At 54.4% G+C, this 16446-nt stretch carries 12 protein-coding genes and 1 riboswitch; of the genes, 9 read left to right on the top strand and 3 right to left on the bottom strand.

Features of this window, described 5'->3' with window-relative positions; all coding sequences use genetic code 11:
- Positions 1-53 precede the first annotated feature (53 nt).
- The 3 genes from PAECUDRAFT_RS18420 to PAECUDRAFT_RS18430 all read left to right on the top strand — a co-directional run bounded on the left by PAECUDRAFT_RS18420 (position 54) and on the right by PAECUDRAFT_RS18430 (position 4322).
- Entirely contained in the window at positions 54-1304 is a 1251-nt protein-coding gene (locus PAECUDRAFT_RS18420) for a hypothetical protein (RefSeq protein ID WP_006039641.1), read from the top strand.
- A gap of 746 nt (positions 1305-2050) precedes the next feature.
- Positions 2051-3406: an arsenic transporter gene (locus tag PAECUDRAFT_RS18425; RefSeq protein WP_006039642.1), complete on the top strand. Its 1356-nt coding sequence runs from the start codon at positions 2051-2053 to the stop codon at positions 3404-3406.
- A 262-nt stretch (positions 3407-3668) separates the two neighbouring features.
- Positions 3669-4322: a cupin domain-containing protein gene (locus tag PAECUDRAFT_RS18430; RefSeq protein WP_006039643.1), complete on the top strand. Its 654-nt coding sequence runs from the start codon at positions 3669-3671 to the stop codon at positions 4320-4322.
- A gap of 88 nt (positions 4323-4410) precedes the next feature.
- Here PAECUDRAFT_RS18430 and bioB read toward each other — a convergent pair whose 3' ends face one another.
- Entirely contained in the window at positions 4411-5433 is a 1023-nt protein-coding gene (bioB, locus tag PAECUDRAFT_RS18435; RefSeq protein ID WP_006039644.1) for a biotin synthase BioB, read from the bottom strand.
- A gap of 135 nt (positions 5434-5568) precedes the next feature.
- Here bioB and PAECUDRAFT_RS18440 point away from each other — a divergent pair, with 135 nt between their 5' ends.
- From PAECUDRAFT_RS18440 to PAECUDRAFT_RS18455, 4 genes are all read left to right on the top strand, one after another.
- Entirely contained in the window at positions 5569-6717 is a 1149-nt protein-coding gene (locus tag PAECUDRAFT_RS18440) for a glycerate kinase (protein WP_006039645.1), read from the top strand.
- 65 nt (positions 6718-6782) lie between these two features.
- Entirely contained in the window at positions 6783-7229 is a 447-nt protein-coding gene (locus PAECUDRAFT_RS18445; protein WP_006039646.1) for a hypothetical protein, read from the top strand.
- Between the two features lie 188 nt (positions 7230-7417).
- Positions 7418-8920, top strand: a complete 1503-nt coding sequence (locus tag PAECUDRAFT_RS18450) for an alpha-N-arabinofuranosidase (RefSeq protein ID WP_006039647.1) — start codon at positions 7418-7420, stop codon at positions 8918-8920.
- Between the two features lie 358 nt (positions 8921-9278).
- Positions 9279-9761 (top strand): C40 family peptidase, encoded by a 483-nt coding sequence (locus tag PAECUDRAFT_RS18455; protein WP_006039648.1) that lies wholly within the window; start codon positions 9279-9281, stop codon positions 9759-9761.
- Positions 9762-9971: 210 nt separating this feature from the next.
- Here PAECUDRAFT_RS18455 and PAECUDRAFT_RS18460 read toward each other — a convergent pair whose 3' ends face one another.
- Both PAECUDRAFT_RS18460 and PAECUDRAFT_RS18465 read right to left on the bottom strand, forming a co-directional pair.
- Complete coding sequence (locus tag PAECUDRAFT_RS18460; RefSeq protein WP_006039649.1) at positions 9972-12065, bottom strand: methyl-accepting chemotaxis protein; 2094 nt, start codon at positions 12063-12065, stop codon at positions 9972-9974.
- A gap of 212 nt (positions 12066-12277) precedes the next feature.
- A complete protein-coding gene (locus tag PAECUDRAFT_RS18465; RefSeq protein ID WP_006039650.1) occupies positions 12278-12799 on the bottom strand; it encodes a YwhD family protein in 522 nt (173 codons plus the stop codon).
- A 197-nt stretch (positions 12800-12996) separates the two neighbouring features.
- Between PAECUDRAFT_RS18465 and PAECUDRAFT_RS18470 the strand changes: the two genes are divergently transcribed.
- Together PAECUDRAFT_RS18470 and PAECUDRAFT_RS18475 are read left to right on the top strand one after the other, a co-directional pair.
- Entirely contained in the window at positions 12997-15132 is a 2136-nt protein-coding gene (locus PAECUDRAFT_RS18470; protein ID WP_006039651.1) for a M1 family metallopeptidase, read from the top strand.
- Between the two features lie 91 nt (positions 15133-15223).
- On the top strand, positions 15224-16039 hold the full coding sequence (locus PAECUDRAFT_RS18475; protein WP_006039652.1) for a hypothetical protein: 816 nt from the start codon (positions 15224-15226) through the stop codon (positions 16037-16039).
- A gap of 244 nt (positions 16040-16283) precedes the next feature.
- Positions 16284-16445, top strand: a riboswitch (cyclic di-AMP (ydaO/yuaA leader).
- The last annotated feature ends 1 nt before the right edge of the window (position 16446 follow it).

Below are 16446 nucleotides of genomic sequence, written 5' to 3' on the forward strand. Positions count from 1 at the left end.
CGAGAGGTTTTTTTTGCATATTTGCAACTATATAGGGTAGGGGTCTAATTGTAATGCTTCGATTACGAACATACGGAGTTGTCCTGTTAGCATGTTTGACTTTCATGATAAGCGCTTGCTCTTCTAGCGAAAATCCGGCAACTGATCCAAAGGAATCAGCAGATAAACCAACCACGCAACAAACAGCGGATGACGCGTCCGTGGAGACTGGAACTCCGACTTCGGCGAAAGAACAACAGCAACCAGAAGGTTCAGCCCCGTCGATAACTAAGCCTGTTGTTTATCAGCTAGAAGGACTTATTGACGACAAATATGCAATCGAGATGAAGCTTGCTATCGAAGGATCGGCGGCAACCGGCTCTTACTTTTATACGAAATACAACCAAACAATCGTATTGAAAGGCACTGCTCGGCCAGATAGCGAAATAGGACAGATAGCAGTCACTCTGGACGAGTTGGACGAAAGCGGCCAACGAACGGGACGGTTCTCCGGAACGATCAATAGTAAAGATCCGAGTCCGACTTTTGCTGGGAATTGGTCGAATGCAGACGGAACGAAGGCCATGCCGTTTGTTTTGTCGAGAAAGGCAAGTAGCAGAGTGACGCGCGATGAGCACACCGCCCCATTAGCATGGTCTGGCACTTGGAACCGGCTCGATAATAATCAGTTTGAAAGCCAATCGCTTGCCATTACTGAATTAACTGACACTACCCTGAAGTTTGATTTGGACGCTCAAGACGGGGGACGCGCGGGTATCATAGGAGGCACCGCTATTCGCTCTAAGGATGGAAAAACAGCAATGTTCTCGAGCACCGAAGCGAATTTCAAACTTATTTTTAAGCAGCAGGGTGAACAGCTTAACGTAACAACCGATGGTGAGGATGCCTCCTATTACGGAACCGTCGTCTTTGGAGGAACTTTCGAAAAGCGTGACACTACGAAGAATCTAGATCTCATTGACCTCCATGTGTTTAGCAGCGCAAAAATAAATAAGTCCTTCAAAGCACTGGTTGGCAATGATTACAGCCTTTTCACTTCATCCATGCAAGTTGTTAGCTCCGAGCCAAGCGTCGATGAAGAACATATCCATGTAATATCTGGAGACGTCATGGGCCTGTCCGGAGTCGAAGCTATCATTATGTACGATGAGGATGGCAGCTCATTCTGGGCGGCCGTAATCGAAGATGAAGAGCATGTAAACTATTACACCAACGTCCGCAGCGATTATAACAAGCTGCCCGCTCCAATCGAGAAGTGGAGGCGCGAACGACATAAAGATGATGACGTCGTCTTTAAAAACTAATTTGATAAGGAGGCCGCCCGCGGCCTCCTCATTCTTCACCGCACGCATATACGTACGGATCTATGCTTCCCATTGTAGTTCGTGCAATGATCACCCTCTCCAACTCCCTCCCCTACTGCTGCCATTGCATTCTATACAATGAGACACCGTGTCCATCGCCTTAACTAGCGCAAAGGGGCACCTCCGAACGTTTGGCATTGTACAAATTGCAAGGACACCTTGCTATACCGGGAGACAGCCGCCTTTCCGTTGCACATTTTGCAATGACGCCGTTAGTTTGTTGTGCTAACGGGCGGCAAGTCACCGTCCGAGCGGTCTTCCTTCTGTCCTGTCGTCCGTGGTCGGCGGCCCCTTCATGTCAGCTCGCTCTACTCCACCTAACGACGCAGCAGCCCCCCTCCTTAATGCCAAACAGCCCGCTTATCGCTACAGATAAACGGGCTTTTCTCTATACGCGCACGCGCGCTCATGCGGGTGTTCATCACGATGGGATAGACGTTCGCATCGTCAATTGTCTCGAACAGATACCAGTGGGACTTGCTAGAAATAGGGATATAGCGTAGTACGTACCATCTGTCCGATACGTATACATACAGTACAGCTAATAGATTTCAACTGCTGGAGAGGAGGATAGTAGAGCGCTTCACGATTCGGAAAGGCGGATTTGCAATCATGTGGACAACCGCTGCAAACCCCTTAAATCAAAGGAGGAACCTATTTAATCCCGAGAAGAGGTAGTGATTTATATGCATGATCTTTCAGTGTGGCTCACCATTCTGGCGTTTATTTTCACTGTGTCTTTCATCTTCTTGCGTTCCAGCGTCAACGAAGCAATCCCTGCAACCATCGGCGCCTTCTTCGTCATGCTAAGCGGAAGCGTCTCGTTATCCGATCTGTTCACGATTACGGAGACGATCGGCGGAGCTGCGATTACGATTATAGCTACGATCGTGATGGCCATCGTGCTGGAAAGCTTCGGTTTCTTCCACTGGGTGGCTGAGAAGCTCACAGAACGGGCTGGCAATTCTGGCATACGATTGTTTTGGTACACGAATCTGCTCTGCTTCCTCATGACGTTATTCGTCAACAACGACGGCAGCATCTTAATTACGACTCCGATTCTGCTCATGATCTTGAATAATCTAGGGCTCAAAAACCACCAGAAGCTGCCTTACCTGATCTCCGGCGCCCTTATCGCAACTGCTTCCAGCGCACCGATCGGCGTTAGCAATATCGTCAACCTGATCGCGCTCAAAATCGTTCACATGGACCTGTATATGCATACAGCGATGATGTTCGTACCCGCTTCCCTCGGACTGGCCCTCATGTCTCTCCTGCTATTTGCCGTCTTCTACCCTATACTCCCTAAGAGGCTCAAAACAGTACCGGCAGGCGCTCGGCCCTATTCCCCGCTCCCTGGCCATCATCCGCTCAAGTACGCGCAGGACGAAGCACCATCCGAACAACGCGGTCGCCATTTCATGCGCAACATTATTCTGTTTGTCCTAGCGGTTCGCATCAGCCTGTTCGTTGCCTCGTATATCCATTTTCCCGTTCCTCTCATGGCGATCATCGGCTCGGTATGCTTGCTCGCTTGGCGCTGGGCATTTCTCAAAATATCGCCCCTCGATATGATCAAAAAAACGCCGTGGCACATCCTTATCTTCGCCTTCAGCATGTACGTCATCATTTACGGTCTCCACAACATCGGACTGACGGACATGCTCATTCGTTGGCTGAAGCCTTTCGTTACAGGCGGGCTCATGGAAGCAAGCATCGGCATGGGTGTCGTCGTTTCCCTGTTGTCCAACTTATTCAATAACCATCCAGCACTTATGGTTGGCACATTAACGCTAACGAATATGGGACTCGATCCCATTACGCTCAAAATCTCATATCTTGCTAGCGTTATCGGCAGCGATATGGGCTCTCTGCTCCTCCCGATCGGCACGCTCGCAACCCTGCTGTGGATGCATATCCTCAGGAAAGGAAAAATAAAAATCACATGGAGCGACTATTTGAAAGTTACGATTCTCGTCATCCCAATTACGGTTATTTTCACATTGATTGTTCTATTCTACTGGGTAAACTGGCTGTTCTAATTGGAGCAAAAGAGAATACGGCTGTCCTAGCCGGCAGCCGTTCGAGAAAAGTTGGGTTTAACACACAATAATGTATGTAATCGTGCCGTGAAGCGTAAGGGCGTTGGTACCGCGAGGAGGGTATCAATGCCTCTTTGCGTTTTTGGGGCTTGGATTCTATTAGCCCGAAGCCCAGCTAGGCATTCAGGCAGCCGGACATACACCCCGAGGAGGCAACCAACATACGTTACAGCAATAACGATCGCCCAGAGGAAGTGATAGGATGACGGGAGCCGGCTTCGTGCCTGATAATTTGAATTTGAAGAAAAGCTCGGGAAACCCCAACCTGACCTATACGATGAAAGACAACGTCCTGTTCAAAGTTAACGATACGAATTTCGCATACGAGGTTTCCGCGACCCAAATTCCAGCAATGGTCGGCGGCTCGGTAGCCGACCTGTTCATGACCAAGGGGCATATCCGCGAGCCGCACTGGCACCCGAACGCCTGGGAGCTCGACGTCGTGATCGAAGGCCAAGTGGTTGTATCGATTCTGAATCCCGACACGGCACAGCTTATTAACAATACCGCAGGCCCCGGCCAAGTCGTGTTTATTCCGATGGGTTGGCTGCACTGGATTACGCCCGTGTCCGACCGCACGCATCTGCATCTTTTCTTCAACAGCAGCCAAGTGGAAAATGCCGAAGTATCGAACTTCCTTCAGACGACGCCGCCTGAAGTGTTCAAGCTCGCCTATAACATCGATCCTGCGCAGATCGCTACTGCGCTCGCCCCGATCAAGGCGGTCAAGGAAACAGTCTTCGTCGGGCCTCCGACAAGCGGGACCACTCGCACCAGCAGTATACGAAATATGCTCGGAACGAACAGCACACAAGCGCAAGTGCCCCCGCCAATGGTGAATATTAAGCGCAAATAAAACAAAGGCGGTGCAGAAGCTATTCTCTGCAACGCCTTTGCCTCGATCCTGACCGAACTACTGTCATACGCTGCTGATTGATGCTCGCCTATAGCGCGCACATCTCGATTTCAAAGCCCATGTCTGCGATCAGCTTATGGTCAGCATCGACTGCCTGACCTTCCGTCGTTAGGTAATCCCCAACAAACAGCGAATTAGCTGCGTACAGCGCCAACGGTTGAAGGGACCGCAGATTCAGCTCGCGACCGCCCGCGACTCGAATTTCTTTGGATGGGCAAATGAACCGGAACAAAGCAAGCGTCTTGAGCGCCTGCAGCGGCGGCGTCAACTGTTTATCCGCCAACGGCGTGCCCGGTATCGGGTTCAGGAAGTTGATCGGAATCGAATCCGCATCCAGCTCGCGCAGAGCGAAGGCCGTCTCGACCAACTCCTCCGGCGACTCGCCCATGCCGACGATGACGCCGGAGCACGGCGACATTCCGCTGCGCTTCGCGCGCTCAACCGTCTCGACGCGTTGGTCGTAGGTATGCGTCGTCGTAATCGATTTGTAATTTTCGCGGCTCGTATTGAGGTTATGGTTATAGCGATGCACGCCCGCATCTTGCAGCCGGTCCGCTTGCTCCTCGCTCAGCAACCCGAGGCATGCACAAATTTTGAGAGGCATCGTATCGCGAATCTCTCGTACGGCATCGATAACCTGCCCCAGCTCGCGCTCCGTCGGCCCGCGGCCTGCCGCAACGATACAATAGGTGCCCGCCTGGCGGTTCACCGCTTCGCGCGCGCCTGCCAGCAGCGTTTCTTTATCCAGCAATGTATATTTGGGCACCGATGCTGTCGATACGATCGACTGCGAGCAGTAGCCGCAGTCCTCGGGACAGAGGCCGCTCTTCGCATTCAGTATCATATTCAGCTTCACCTTGCGGCCATAGTAATGCTTGCGCACTTGAAAAGCCGCATGCAGCAGCGGCAGCACTTCGTCATCATCGGCTTGCAGCACGGACAACCCTTCAGCCAACGTCAGCTGCTCGCCGTTCAGCGCCTTGTCCGCCAACTCTCCCCAATTCATCCCCGTCGACACCGTTCCCGCAAGACCCCCAAACTGCTCACTCATCCGAACGTTCCCCCTACCGCATTATATGTTAACCAAAATTATTAATAATCGGTTAACTAAAAACTCACCCCATTGTATCGAACATCGGGCATACTGTAAATAGTTGCATTTTATTAAAAAGGGGCATGACCCGTCATGAAGGTTGTTATCGCGATCGATTCGTTCAAAGGAAGCCTGACCTCGGGACAAGCCAACGAAGCAGCGGCGGCTGGCGTCCGCGACGCCTGTCCTGAGGCGGCAATCGTTACCGTCCCGCTTGCTGATGGCGGCGAGGGGACCGTCGAAGCGCTCGTCCGCGCCACGGCCGGACAGCTTGTTACACTTACAGTGACCGGACCGCTCGGCAAACCGCTAGCAGCAAGCTATGGGCTGCTCAGCGATGGGCGAACCGCCGTCATCGAGGTTGCCGCTGCATGCGGCCTCACGCTAGTGCCGCCCGCCGAACGGGACCCGCTGAAGACGACGACCTTCGGCGTCGGCGAGCTCATCGCGGACGCGCTTAGCCGAGGCTGCACCGAGCTGATCATCGGGCTCGGCGGGAGCGCCACCAACGATGCAGGCATCGGCATGCTGCAGGCGCTCGGCTACTCGTTCCGCGATACGCGCGGACTCGAAGCTGCGCATGGCGGCGCAGCGCTGACAGGCATCGCTGCGATCGACCAATCGTCCGCGCATCCGCTGCTCGCGCACGCACGCATTCGCGTTGCCTGCGACGTCGATAACCCGCTGCACGGCCCAGAGGGCGCTGCATCCATATTTGCGCCGCAAAAGGGCGCCTCCGCCGAGGCGGTGGAGCAGCTCGATCGCGGGCTGGCGCATTTCGCCGCGCTAATTCACGATCAGCTCGGCCGCGATGTGCAGCGCATACCCGGCGCTGGCGCAGCCGGCGGCCTCGGCGCCGCCTTCGCCGGCTTGCTGGGCGCGACGCTGACGCCCGGCGCGCCGCTCGTGCTTGAAGCAGCCGGCTTTGATCGGCTGCTCGAAGGCTCCGACTTCGTCATCACCGGCGAAGGCCGGCTCGACGGTCAGACCGCCCGCGGCAAAGCGCCGCTTGCCGTCGCCCGCGCTGCAAGCGGGCACGGCATTCCTGTCATCGCCCTCGCCGGCGATGTCGCACCCCAAGCCGCCGAGCTCGCCGCGCTCGGCATCACAGCAGCCTTCTCAATCGTATCTGGCCCCGCATCGCTTGAGCAGGCTATGTCGCCAGCCGTCGCGCAGGATGGGCTCCGCCGCACGACGAAAGAGCTATTCCGCCTGCTCCGCACAATGCAGCGCCGACAATAACCCGTTCATAACGGACCAACCTCCGGTCATATACTGTTCCATCTGACCGGAGGAGGCTGGCGCCCATGTCTGATCCACTGGCCGACGCTTGCCGCAGCAAACCCCAACCGCAGCACGGCACAACAACCGCTACTCACAACGTGTTTCGTTTTCTGAAGTCCCGTCCGCGACGAAAGCTCGGGCCGCTCAGCGGCGCCATGCTCGTGCTTGGCGCGCACGCTGTTCACCTGCTCGCCTTTCCCTTGCTCGCGCTTCTGCTGGGCACGCAAGCCGCTGCCGGAGACGGCGTTCAGCTAAGCGGCCATTCGCACAGCGCCATGCTGGAGCCTACTACGACGAGCGGCCTTTTCCTGCGCTGGGCAACCGATCTACTTGCAGCTGCGACCGTTATCGTAGCCATTCTCATGTGCCGAGCGACCGCCCGGGCATGGCGCAACGTCCGCGTGCATCCATGGATTTGCATGCTGAATACATGTGCCGCAGCATTATGTATCGCGATGATTTTTTACTGATTAACATCAAACTAAATCCAAGCCCCCATTCTCCGTTCGCGAGAAAAGGCGGGCTATTTGTTTTGTATTGACAACCGATACAGTCATCCTTATGATAATGGTGTTGCTATGAATAAATGTACCATTGAATGAATTTATGTTTTAATTAATTCATTATGAACACCCCTATTACCGAAGGAGCGTTTTCAATGACTGCTAATCAACCAACGAAACCAACCGCTGTTCTGAACGCTGACTTGACGACCGGAACGATCAACCGCAATCTCTACGGACATTTTGCCGAGCATCTCGGCCGTTGTATCTATGAAGGGCTTTGGGTAGGTGATGATCCTGACATTACGAATACGGGCGGCATTCGCAACGATGTCGTGGAAGCGCTTCGCAATCTGCACATTCCCGTCCTGCGCTGGCCAGGCGGCTGCTTCGCAGACGAGTACCATTGGAAGGACGGCATCGGGCCTCAACATTTGCGCAAGCGCATGGTGAACACGCACTGGGGCTGTGTCGTAGAGAACAACCATTTTGGCACGCATGAATTCATGCATCTCGTCGAGCTGCTCGGCTGCGAGCCCTATATTAACGGAAACGTGGGCAGCGGCACGGTTCAGGAAATGTCCGAGTGGGTCGAGTACATGACGTTCGACGGCGAATCGCCGATGGCGAACTTGCGCCGGGAGAACGGGCGAGACAAGCCGTGGAAGCTTAAATATTTTGGCGTAGGCAACGAAAGCTGGGGCTGCGGCGGCAGCATGCGACCGGAATATTACGCAGACCTGTACCGCCAATACCAGACGTACGTACGCAGCTACGGCGAGAATAAAATCTACCGGATCGCCTGCGGCGCCAACGTGGACGATTATCGCTGGACGGAGGTGCTCATGCAGCAAGCAGGCAACTGGATGGACGGACTGAGCCTTCATTACTATACCTATCCGGGCGTATGGGAAGACGAGAAAAAGCCGGCGCTGCAGTTCGACGAAGGCATTTGGTTTGAAACGATGGCCAAAGCGTACTACATCGATGAGCTGCTAACCCGCCACTCCGCGATTATGGATCAATTCGATCCGAAGAAGCGCATCGGCATTATTCTCGACGAATGGGGAACGTGGTTCGGCGTGGAGCCGGGGACCAATCCGGGCTTCCTCTATCAGCAAAGCACGATGCGCGACGCGCTTGTCGCAGGCTTGCACTTTAACATTTTCCACAACCATAACAGCCGTCTGCATATGGCGAACATCGCGCAGACGATCAATGTGCTGCAAGCCGTCGCATTGACCGACGGGCCGCGCATGCTGCTCACGCCAACGTACCATGTCTTCGAGATGTACAAAGTGCACCAAGGCGCCGAACAGCTGCACCTGCATGTCGACAGCCCCCTGTACACAATGGACAGCGCATCAATACCGCAAGTGAGCATAACCGCTTCCCGCTCGGCCGACGGCATCGTCAACATCGGCATCTGCAATATCCACCACGCAGACAGCGCCAGCATCAGCATCGAGCTCCGCGGCGAAACGTTCTCAGCCATCGAGGGTCGTGTTCTAACGAGCGGCGAGCTGCGCGATTGCAACACGTTCGACCAGCCGGATACGGTAAAACCGGCAGCCTTCACTGCATTCACACACGAGGACGGCATGCTGCGCCTCGAGCTGCCAGCTCGATCGGTAACGTCACTTGCGCTTCGCGCATAAGCATGCGTCTGCGCGTTAATCTACCCTCTTATATAGTAGAAAAGGTGTCCCTGCAGCGACTTGCGCTGTCCAGGGACACCTTTTTTTCACGAAAGATGATGCAATTGGTTCTTTTGGCCCGCAACCCTTGCCACGCTTAGGTTTGCACAGCATCCGCTTTCCGTATGGTTTCCATGATAACCCTTACAATACCAATGCTGCCCTAAATGAGGGAACTCTCATGCAATTCTAAGAATGCGGTTACAAATGAGTCGTACCAAGGGTTTAATCCCTCAATGGGAGCCTTTAGGAAAAGAAATCCGTGCTATAGTAGCAATACAACACAACCAAGACAAACCTAACCGGAGGAACATACAACATGATGAACAAAAAATCGGTCATTGGCAAAAGCTTGGCTGCAGCGTTTGTAGCATTGACGGTATCGACAGCATCGATCAGCGGTATTATGCCTACTCAGAGCGCACATGCCGCAACAGCATCCCAAAAATCCACTATCGTTTCGGTAGCCAAAAAATATCTCGGCACGCCTTACCAGCACGGCGCATCGTCCAGCACGACGGCTGTATTCGACTGCTCGTCGTTCACGAAGCGCGTATTCTCGCAGCTCGGCGTGAAGCTGCCGCGCAGCTCCAAGCAGCAGTCCGTTGTCGGCAAATATGTAGCGAAAAGCAACCTGCAAGTAGGCGATCTCGTCTTCTTCTACTCGCCGATTCACCACGTTGGCATCTACATTGGCAACGGCAACATCATTCACACGTATGGCGCCGGCGGCGTTAAAATTAGCAACATCAACTCCGGCTGGTGGAAAAACAACTACAACCAGGCTCGTCGCGTACTGTAAGGGACAAGCTTATCCATTCGCATAGCGAAAAGAGTACCAGGGACACTAGGTTCGGCATGATGCCGCTCCTAGTGCTTTTTATTATGCGCTTTTCGATACACTTATCCTACCAAGTGAAGCTGAATTTAGTCTGAAGATCGGGGCGGAAAATAAACCCACTCCAATAAAAACGATCGCCGCGGCGACCGTCTTTTCCTCTCCTTAAAATGATCAAAAAGTAAACCGGCTAAGCTCCTTCCGCAGTCGCCCCGCCGTCGCATTGAGCGCTTCGGACGAAGCCAGCACCTCTTCCATGCTCGCAAGCTGCTCTTCCGTAGACGCGGATACCTCTTGCGTCTTCTCCGATGTCACGCGAGAATGGTTCGACGTCTCTTGCACCGCAGCAGCCACTTCCTCCGTCGCAGCGGACAGCTGCTCGGAAGCAGCCGACACTTCGCTGATCTGCGCCGCTACTTGTCCGATCGATTCGAGAATGCCGTCAAACACAACGTTCACTTGCTCCATCGATGCCATGCCGCGCGCCGTCTCTTCCGTGCTGCCGCTCGTCGCTGCGACCGCCCGTTCAATCCCTTCGGTCGCTTCCGCAATCAACCCGCCGATCTCATCGGCCGATTGGCGGGATTGCTCCGACAGCTTCTGCACCTCCTGAGCGACGACGGCGAATCCCTTGCCATGCTCGCCTGCCCGCGCCGCTTCGATATTCGCATTCAGCGAAAGCAAATGCGTTTGGCCAGCGATATCGGTCATAACAGCAGCTATGTCGCCGATCCGGCCGGACAGCTCGCCAAGCTTGGACAACGCATCCGAAGTCTCGCTCGACCGCTTGCGGACGACTGCCATTTGCTCCGTCGCGGCTGTGACCGCGCGCCGTCCAGCATTCGCCCCCGCCGACGCCTGATCCGCATTGTCAGATACAGACCCAGCGGTCTCCGCTATACGCGAGATGCCTTCTGCCATCTCGTGCATTGCCGTAGCATTTTGCTCCGATACGGCTGCTTGCTGCTCGGCCATCATCGTTAGCTCCTGCACCGCATGAGCAATTTGGTTCGTCGCGAGTGTCGTCGCATTCGCCGCCGACTCCATATCCTCAGAGGAAGCCGCTAATTGGCCGGCGACGGTCTGATTCGAACGCAGCAGGTTAGCGAACGTCTCCGCAACCTGATTGAACGCTACGCCGACGCCGCTAAGCTCGTCACGCGTTTGCAGCTCTGCGCGCGCCGACGCATCGCCAGCCGCCAAGCGTGAAGCGGCTTTTTCAAGCGCAGCGATCGTATTGCGCACGTTGCTGTAGAAGGCGATAAAGAAAGCAACCACAAGCAGCAGCGCAACCACAGTCAGCGCGAGCATCCGAATCAATTGCGCCTGTGAATCATCGATGCGAAGCTGCAGCTGACGGTCCATCATGATGGCCGTTTCATTATATAGCACGGAAATCTGATCGATAGCAGCCGTGCCTTTGGCAAAAAACGTATCGCTGTCCATCGATAGCCGTCCATTCAAAATTTCCGTATCCAGCAAGCTGACATAATCGCGTGCTGCAGTCGAAGCAGCCGTATAGCTCGCTTGCATAGATTGGATGTCGGGACTACTGCTTGTCGTGCTTGCCCAATCCTTCTGCAGCCCGACCATCGCCGTCTCGATTCGATCGTAATCAATTCGATACTCCAGCTTCTCCGAAGGCGTAAGCTTCCCGCGCAGCAGCGTACCCGTAATTTGCCCGCGCGTCTGCGCAATTTTCTCCATCAACAACGGCGTGCGCTGCACGAGCATATCCATCAAATAATACGTATGCTGCTCAGGATCTAGCGTGAGCCCAGATGCGTCCGATACGACGACATTAAAATCAAGCAACTCCTCGATCATCGTTGTATGCTTCGCGAAGCTTACGCCAGCTGCACCCGCAGCATATTGCTCCAACAGCATGGACAATCGCGTCTCCAGTCCACTCCACTGCGATTCGATGCCGAACGCCTTGCCATACAAAGCATCGCTTGCATGAACAGCCTCCACCTCTTGCTTCCACTGCGCTTCCAGCTTCTCCAGCTCTGCCTTCTTGCCCGAATCCCCGTTCAAATAAGCATTCGCCACCCCGCGATGCTTCTGCACGGTGAGCAGCAGCTCCTTCAACGGCTTCAAATAGGCGACACCCTGCTGCTCCTTCTTAGCCACATCCATCGTAATTTGGATTTCAGATGTTAGGAAATAGGACATAAATCCTGTAGGAATTAGAAACAACAATGCGATTAACACGAACTTTTGGCTATATTTCAGACGATTCATTACATATAGGAACGGCTTTAACATCAAACGTCCTCCTCTGCTGCTCGTTATGTTATATTACCTAACATTGTAAGCCAAAAGCCATTAAAATCCAATCATAAATATGTCGAAAATCCTACTTTTGTGTCGATACGAAAACCCGCACAACAAAAAACCGACTGACGTCGCATTTAGCGACGATAGCCGGCTTCTTTCATTGCCAATATTATATAGATAAAATCAATACGACTGGCTCCCTAAGCCTCCAGCGCTTGCTTCAACGCATCTGGCGAGCGGTCCCACCACTCCTGATTATGCTCCACGAGCAGCTTTTTCAATGCCGTCTTCTGCTCAGGCCCCAGATTGTCCAGCATGAACCGCCGCTTAATCGCATAATCGAGCCGGTTCACATGATCCGCCAGCAGCTTCCAGCCGCGGCGCGCTTCCGTATCGACCAGCATATCGCAAGCCGTTGCTCCGCCATAGAAGGCGCCATCGTCATTACGGTCAACCGCCACCCATACGATCCAGCATGGACGGCCGTTTGGCACATCCTCTTTGTTCGGGCTGAACTTAATGCCCTTCTCGATTTTGCTCTTCGCGTGCATGGCCCCAACATCAATAACCGCTTCATTGCCATCAATAACGACTGGCGATACTGCGCTCAAATCGATCGACCCCGCGCCGAATCCGCGATGCTCCTTGTTGCTAACGACGTTAAGGGACAGCGATTTCTTCGGCTTTGGCTCTGTGGAGCCGCCTTGACCTTGTTGTTCCATCTTGAATCGTTCACCCTCTCCGCTATCTGATGGCGCGCATGCTTCGCAGCCGCATGTCGGCGCCTAAACTCCCTGCGAAACCGCACTGTGCTTGGGATTGTCCGCTCTGTCGCAGAATAATTCCATTTTAGCTAATAATCTGTGAAATGCAAACATATACATGCCTTAGATGCTTGTCAACGGGAGGGAATCGTTCAATGACTCCACGACACGTCAAAGGAATAGCGGTCGCACTGCTCCTCGCCGCTGTATTCAGTGTTACGTTGTCTCAAGGTTTTGGTGACGCATGGAAATCGCAGTATACGTATGCTTTCTCCCCGGTTAACGATCCTATAGCCATCGACCTGAGCAGTACCGCCGATGAAGCTACTGGGCTGGCCCCGACGAGCGAGCCTGACGCTGCCGCCCATGCGGATACGAGAAACCAAGCCGATTCGGCGCCGCAGGCGCCAGCACGCAGTACGCCTAACAACAGCATAGCGAAACCACCAGCCCCGCCCGAGCCCGACACCGGCATGACGCCAAACAACCAAGCCCTTAGCAAACGAGTAACCGAGTATCACATTGATGTAAAGCTGGACAATGCAGGCCGCTCGCTGAACGGAAATTTGATCGTCACTTGGACGAACCCCGGCCGCAAGCCTGTGTCCGAGCTGTATTGGCACCTGTATCCGAATGCCTTCCAATCGCAAGAAACGACCTTCATGCGCGAATCCGGCGGGCAGCTGCGGGAGGATCGCGCTACAACAAACAGCTTAGGCGGCATGACGATCAACTCTCTCATGACAGAGCAAGGCGAAAGCTTACTCCCACGCCTTCATTATGTGCAGCCGGATGACGGCAACGTGAAGGATCAAACGCTTGCGAAGCTTCGGCTCCAGAAGCCCGTGGAGCCGAACAAGAGCGTGACGCTGAAGGTCGGCTTCACCGTGAAGCTGCCTGAGGTGTTCGCCCGCATGGGCTACGCCGGAAATTTCATCATGGCAGGCCAATGGTTTCCGAAGCTGGCCGTCTATGAACCAGCAGGCACGCGCGGACGCGCCGCCGAAGGCTGGAATGCCCATCAGTATCATGGCAACTCCGAGTTTTACAGCGATTTTGGCATCTACAGCGTGAACATCACCTTACCAGCGCGATACAAAGTAGCGGCAACCGGATTTCAGACAAAGCCAGCCAAAACGCATGGCGATTGGAAGACCCTAACATTCTACGCGGATGACGTACATGATTTTGCATGGGCAGCTTCGCCGGATTTCGTCTATGCAGAGGAGTCCTTCTCCGCCGTCGGCGTTCCTGGCGTACGCATCAAGCTTTACCTCGATCCGCTGCACGCCAAGCTCAAGGACCGCTATATGCACGCCGCCAAATCCGCTCTCGCCAAATATGCGCAGTGGTACGGCCAATATCCGTACTCGACGTTATCCGTCGTCGTTCCGCCGAAGGGCGGCAATGGCGCAGGCGGCATGGAATATCCGACCCTTGTCACCTCCTTCGCTGCCGAAGATGATAATCCGGGCTACAGCCTGGAGCGGACGGTCGTCCATGAGATCGGACACCAGTACTGGTACGGCATGGTAGCATCCAACGAATTCGAGGAAGCATGGCTCGACGAAGGCTTTACCTCTTACGCGGAAGATAAAGTAATGGAAACCGAGTATGGCGTTCTTCCGAATCTCGCGCTTGAATCCAGCTATATGACCGATCCTGCGCCTTTAAAGCAGCTCTCGTGGTCCTATCAAAGCCATGACCACTACGCGGAGAACGTGTATATGCGCGCCAAGCTAGTGCTTGTCGGCATCGAGAAGCTGGCGGGCGATAAGGCGATGCAGAAGATTATGCGAACCTATTTCCAGAAATATAAGTTCAAGCATCCTTCTACCGCCGACTTCGAACGGATTGTCGAGCAAGTGACCAAAGCCAATTGGAGCGACTACTTCCGCCAGTATGTATACGGCGATGAGATGGCAGATTTCGCGATCGAGAGCATTACGGTCGATTCGGCGAAGCTCGCCGACGGCAGCCCCGCTTTTGAATCTGCCGTGAAGGTGCGCAGGCTTGGCGGCAGCTACGGCCCCGTGCCCGTACAGTTCCGGTTCACAGACGGAACGACCGTTACCCGAAGCTGGGACGGATCAGAGGCCAGCAGCTTGTTCCGGTTCAAGCACGCCTCTCCGCTCGACTGGGCTTCCATAGATCCGCAGCACACGAATGTACTCGACAATAAGCAAATCAACAACTATATGAAAGCCGAGCTGCCGGAACGCACACGAACGCGTTGGAGCCTCGGAGCCGCCAAGCTTCTGGAAGGCATCATCGGAGCGTTAGGCTGGTGATGAAGCGCATTCGATGCTTAGGACTGCCCGCCATCCCGTGCGCGATCGGACCGCCGAGCAGAAGGCCGGCATTCGGAAAGGAGTGTTACTGATGAAGCAGCATATGAGCGCCGGCTGGACGCTGACGGCACGACACCTCTATATCATCATTCTGCTGTTCGTTTATCAGCTGTTGTGGGGCTTCTTCCTCTACCGGGTTGTTGACGGAATCGTTATGCCTCTGCTGCGCCGCTATCCGGGCAGCGGCATGCCGGCCTCCGCTAGCCGCCTCTATCTATATGAGGCAGAATTCCAGCTAATGAAGACCGACCTCATCCATCCTTATCTATGGACATTTGCCTGCCTCATCGCGCTTCGCATGGTGCTGACGCCAATCCTGAATGCCGGGCTGTTCCATTCGCTCCATCATGCGACAACCGACTCCGGCACTCGCTTTATGCAAGGCGTACGTCGCGCATGGCTGCCAGTGACCGCCCTATACTGGGCGGAATCGCTGCTGGCGCTGGCCCCCGGCTATTGGCTGCTGCCTCGCGCATTCGACATCGCGCTCGCCGCCGACTCGCGCGCCGACATCATTCGCCAGCTGCTGCCAGGCGCCTGCGGCTGGTTCGCATGGGGCATTCTGCTCCATCTGCTGTTTCTCGCCATGCAGTTCGGCGCTGCGTCCGGGACGGGGGTCTTCCAAGGCTTATGGCGATCGATCAAACGATTCCTGCCTTATGTCACGATATCCCTGCTGATGTGGGGAATCAGCGTGCTTGCCGGGCTGCTCGTCACCTCCGCCTCGTTGCTGTGGGCCGGCTTTTTCGCCGTCCTGCTGCATCAAGCCTATCATTTTGCGAGGACGATGTTGAAGGTGTGGACCATAGCCACCCAGTTCGACTGCTGGCATGCGAATAAACCTTAAGCTATCACCCTCCCATTAGGAACGAAATCAACTTCATGCCTATCGTAATGAGGCCCCGCCTTCTGGCGCGGCCTCTTCTTTGCGTTATTTGAACCATACTCCATACTTTCCGGCTGAATTCTGAGCAAAAATGAGAAAACCTCTCATAAACAACCGGAATCCCTCCCAATTCCATGAGAATTATTAGAAATTCGACAGTTAGGAAGGATTTTCTTCAAAAAATACGAATTATTATTCCCTGTACATAAAAAAGCTGCCGAATTTCAGTGTACGAAAACGGGGGAACCACTCCGGGTTAATTGATCCCGACCGCGCTTATTGGATATTCAAGCACGGCCAGAGGGTATCATAGGTGACCTTCAACCGAACCCCACAGCTAACCTCGTAGGCAATGGAAGGAGCACTAC

Source organism: Paenibacillus curdlanolyticus YK9 (assembly GCF_000179615.1).
GTDB classification, from domain to species: Bacteria; Bacillota; Bacilli; order Paenibacillales; family Paenibacillaceae; genus Paenibacillus_T; species Paenibacillus_T curdlanolyticus.

Bases quoted from the DNA above. Each gene is read 5' to 3' on its own strand.
- PAECUDRAFT_RS18420 (WP_006039641.1), top strand. From the start codon at position 54: ATGCTTCGATTACGAACATACGGAGTTGTCCTGTTAGCATGTTTGACT.
- PAECUDRAFT_RS18425 (WP_006039642.1), top strand. From the start codon at position 2,051: ATGCATGATCTTTCAGTGTGGCTCACCATTCTGGCGTTTATTTTCACT.
- PAECUDRAFT_RS18430 (WP_006039643.1), top strand. From the start codon at position 3,669: ATGACGGGAGCCGGCTTCGTGCCTGATAATTTGAATTTGAAGAAAAGC.
- bioB (WP_006039644.1), bottom strand. From the start codon at position 5,433: ATGAGTGAGCAGTTTGGGGGTCTTGCGGGAACGGTGTCGACGGGGATG.
- PAECUDRAFT_RS18440 (WP_006039645.1), top strand. From the start codon at position 5,569: ATGAAGGTTGTTATCGCGATCGATTCGTTCAAAGGAAGCCTGACCTCG.
- PAECUDRAFT_RS18445 (WP_006039646.1), top strand. From the start codon at position 6,783: ATGTCTGATCCACTGGCCGACGCTTGCCGCAGCAAACCCCAACCGCAG.
- PAECUDRAFT_RS18450 (WP_006039647.1), top strand. From the start codon at position 7,418: ATGACTGCTAATCAACCAACGAAACCAACCGCTGTTCTGAACGCTGAC.
- PAECUDRAFT_RS18455 (WP_006039648.1), top strand. From the start codon at position 9,279: ATGATGAACAAAAAATCGGTCATTGGCAAAAGCTTGGCTGCAGCGTTT.
- PAECUDRAFT_RS18460 (WP_006039649.1), bottom strand. From the start codon at position 12,065: ATGTTAAAGCCGTTCCTATATGTAATGAATCGTCTGAAATATAGCCAA.
- PAECUDRAFT_RS18465 (WP_006039650.1), bottom strand. From the start codon at position 12,799: ATGGAACAACAAGGTCAAGGCGGCTCCACAGAGCCAAAGCCGAAGAAA.
- PAECUDRAFT_RS18470 (WP_006039651.1), top strand. From the start codon at position 12,997: ATGACTCCACGACACGTCAAAGGAATAGCGGTCGCACTGCTCCTCGCC.
- PAECUDRAFT_RS18475 (WP_006039652.1), top strand. From the start codon at position 15,224: ATGAAGCAGCATATGAGCGCCGGCTGGACGCTGACGGCACGACACCTC.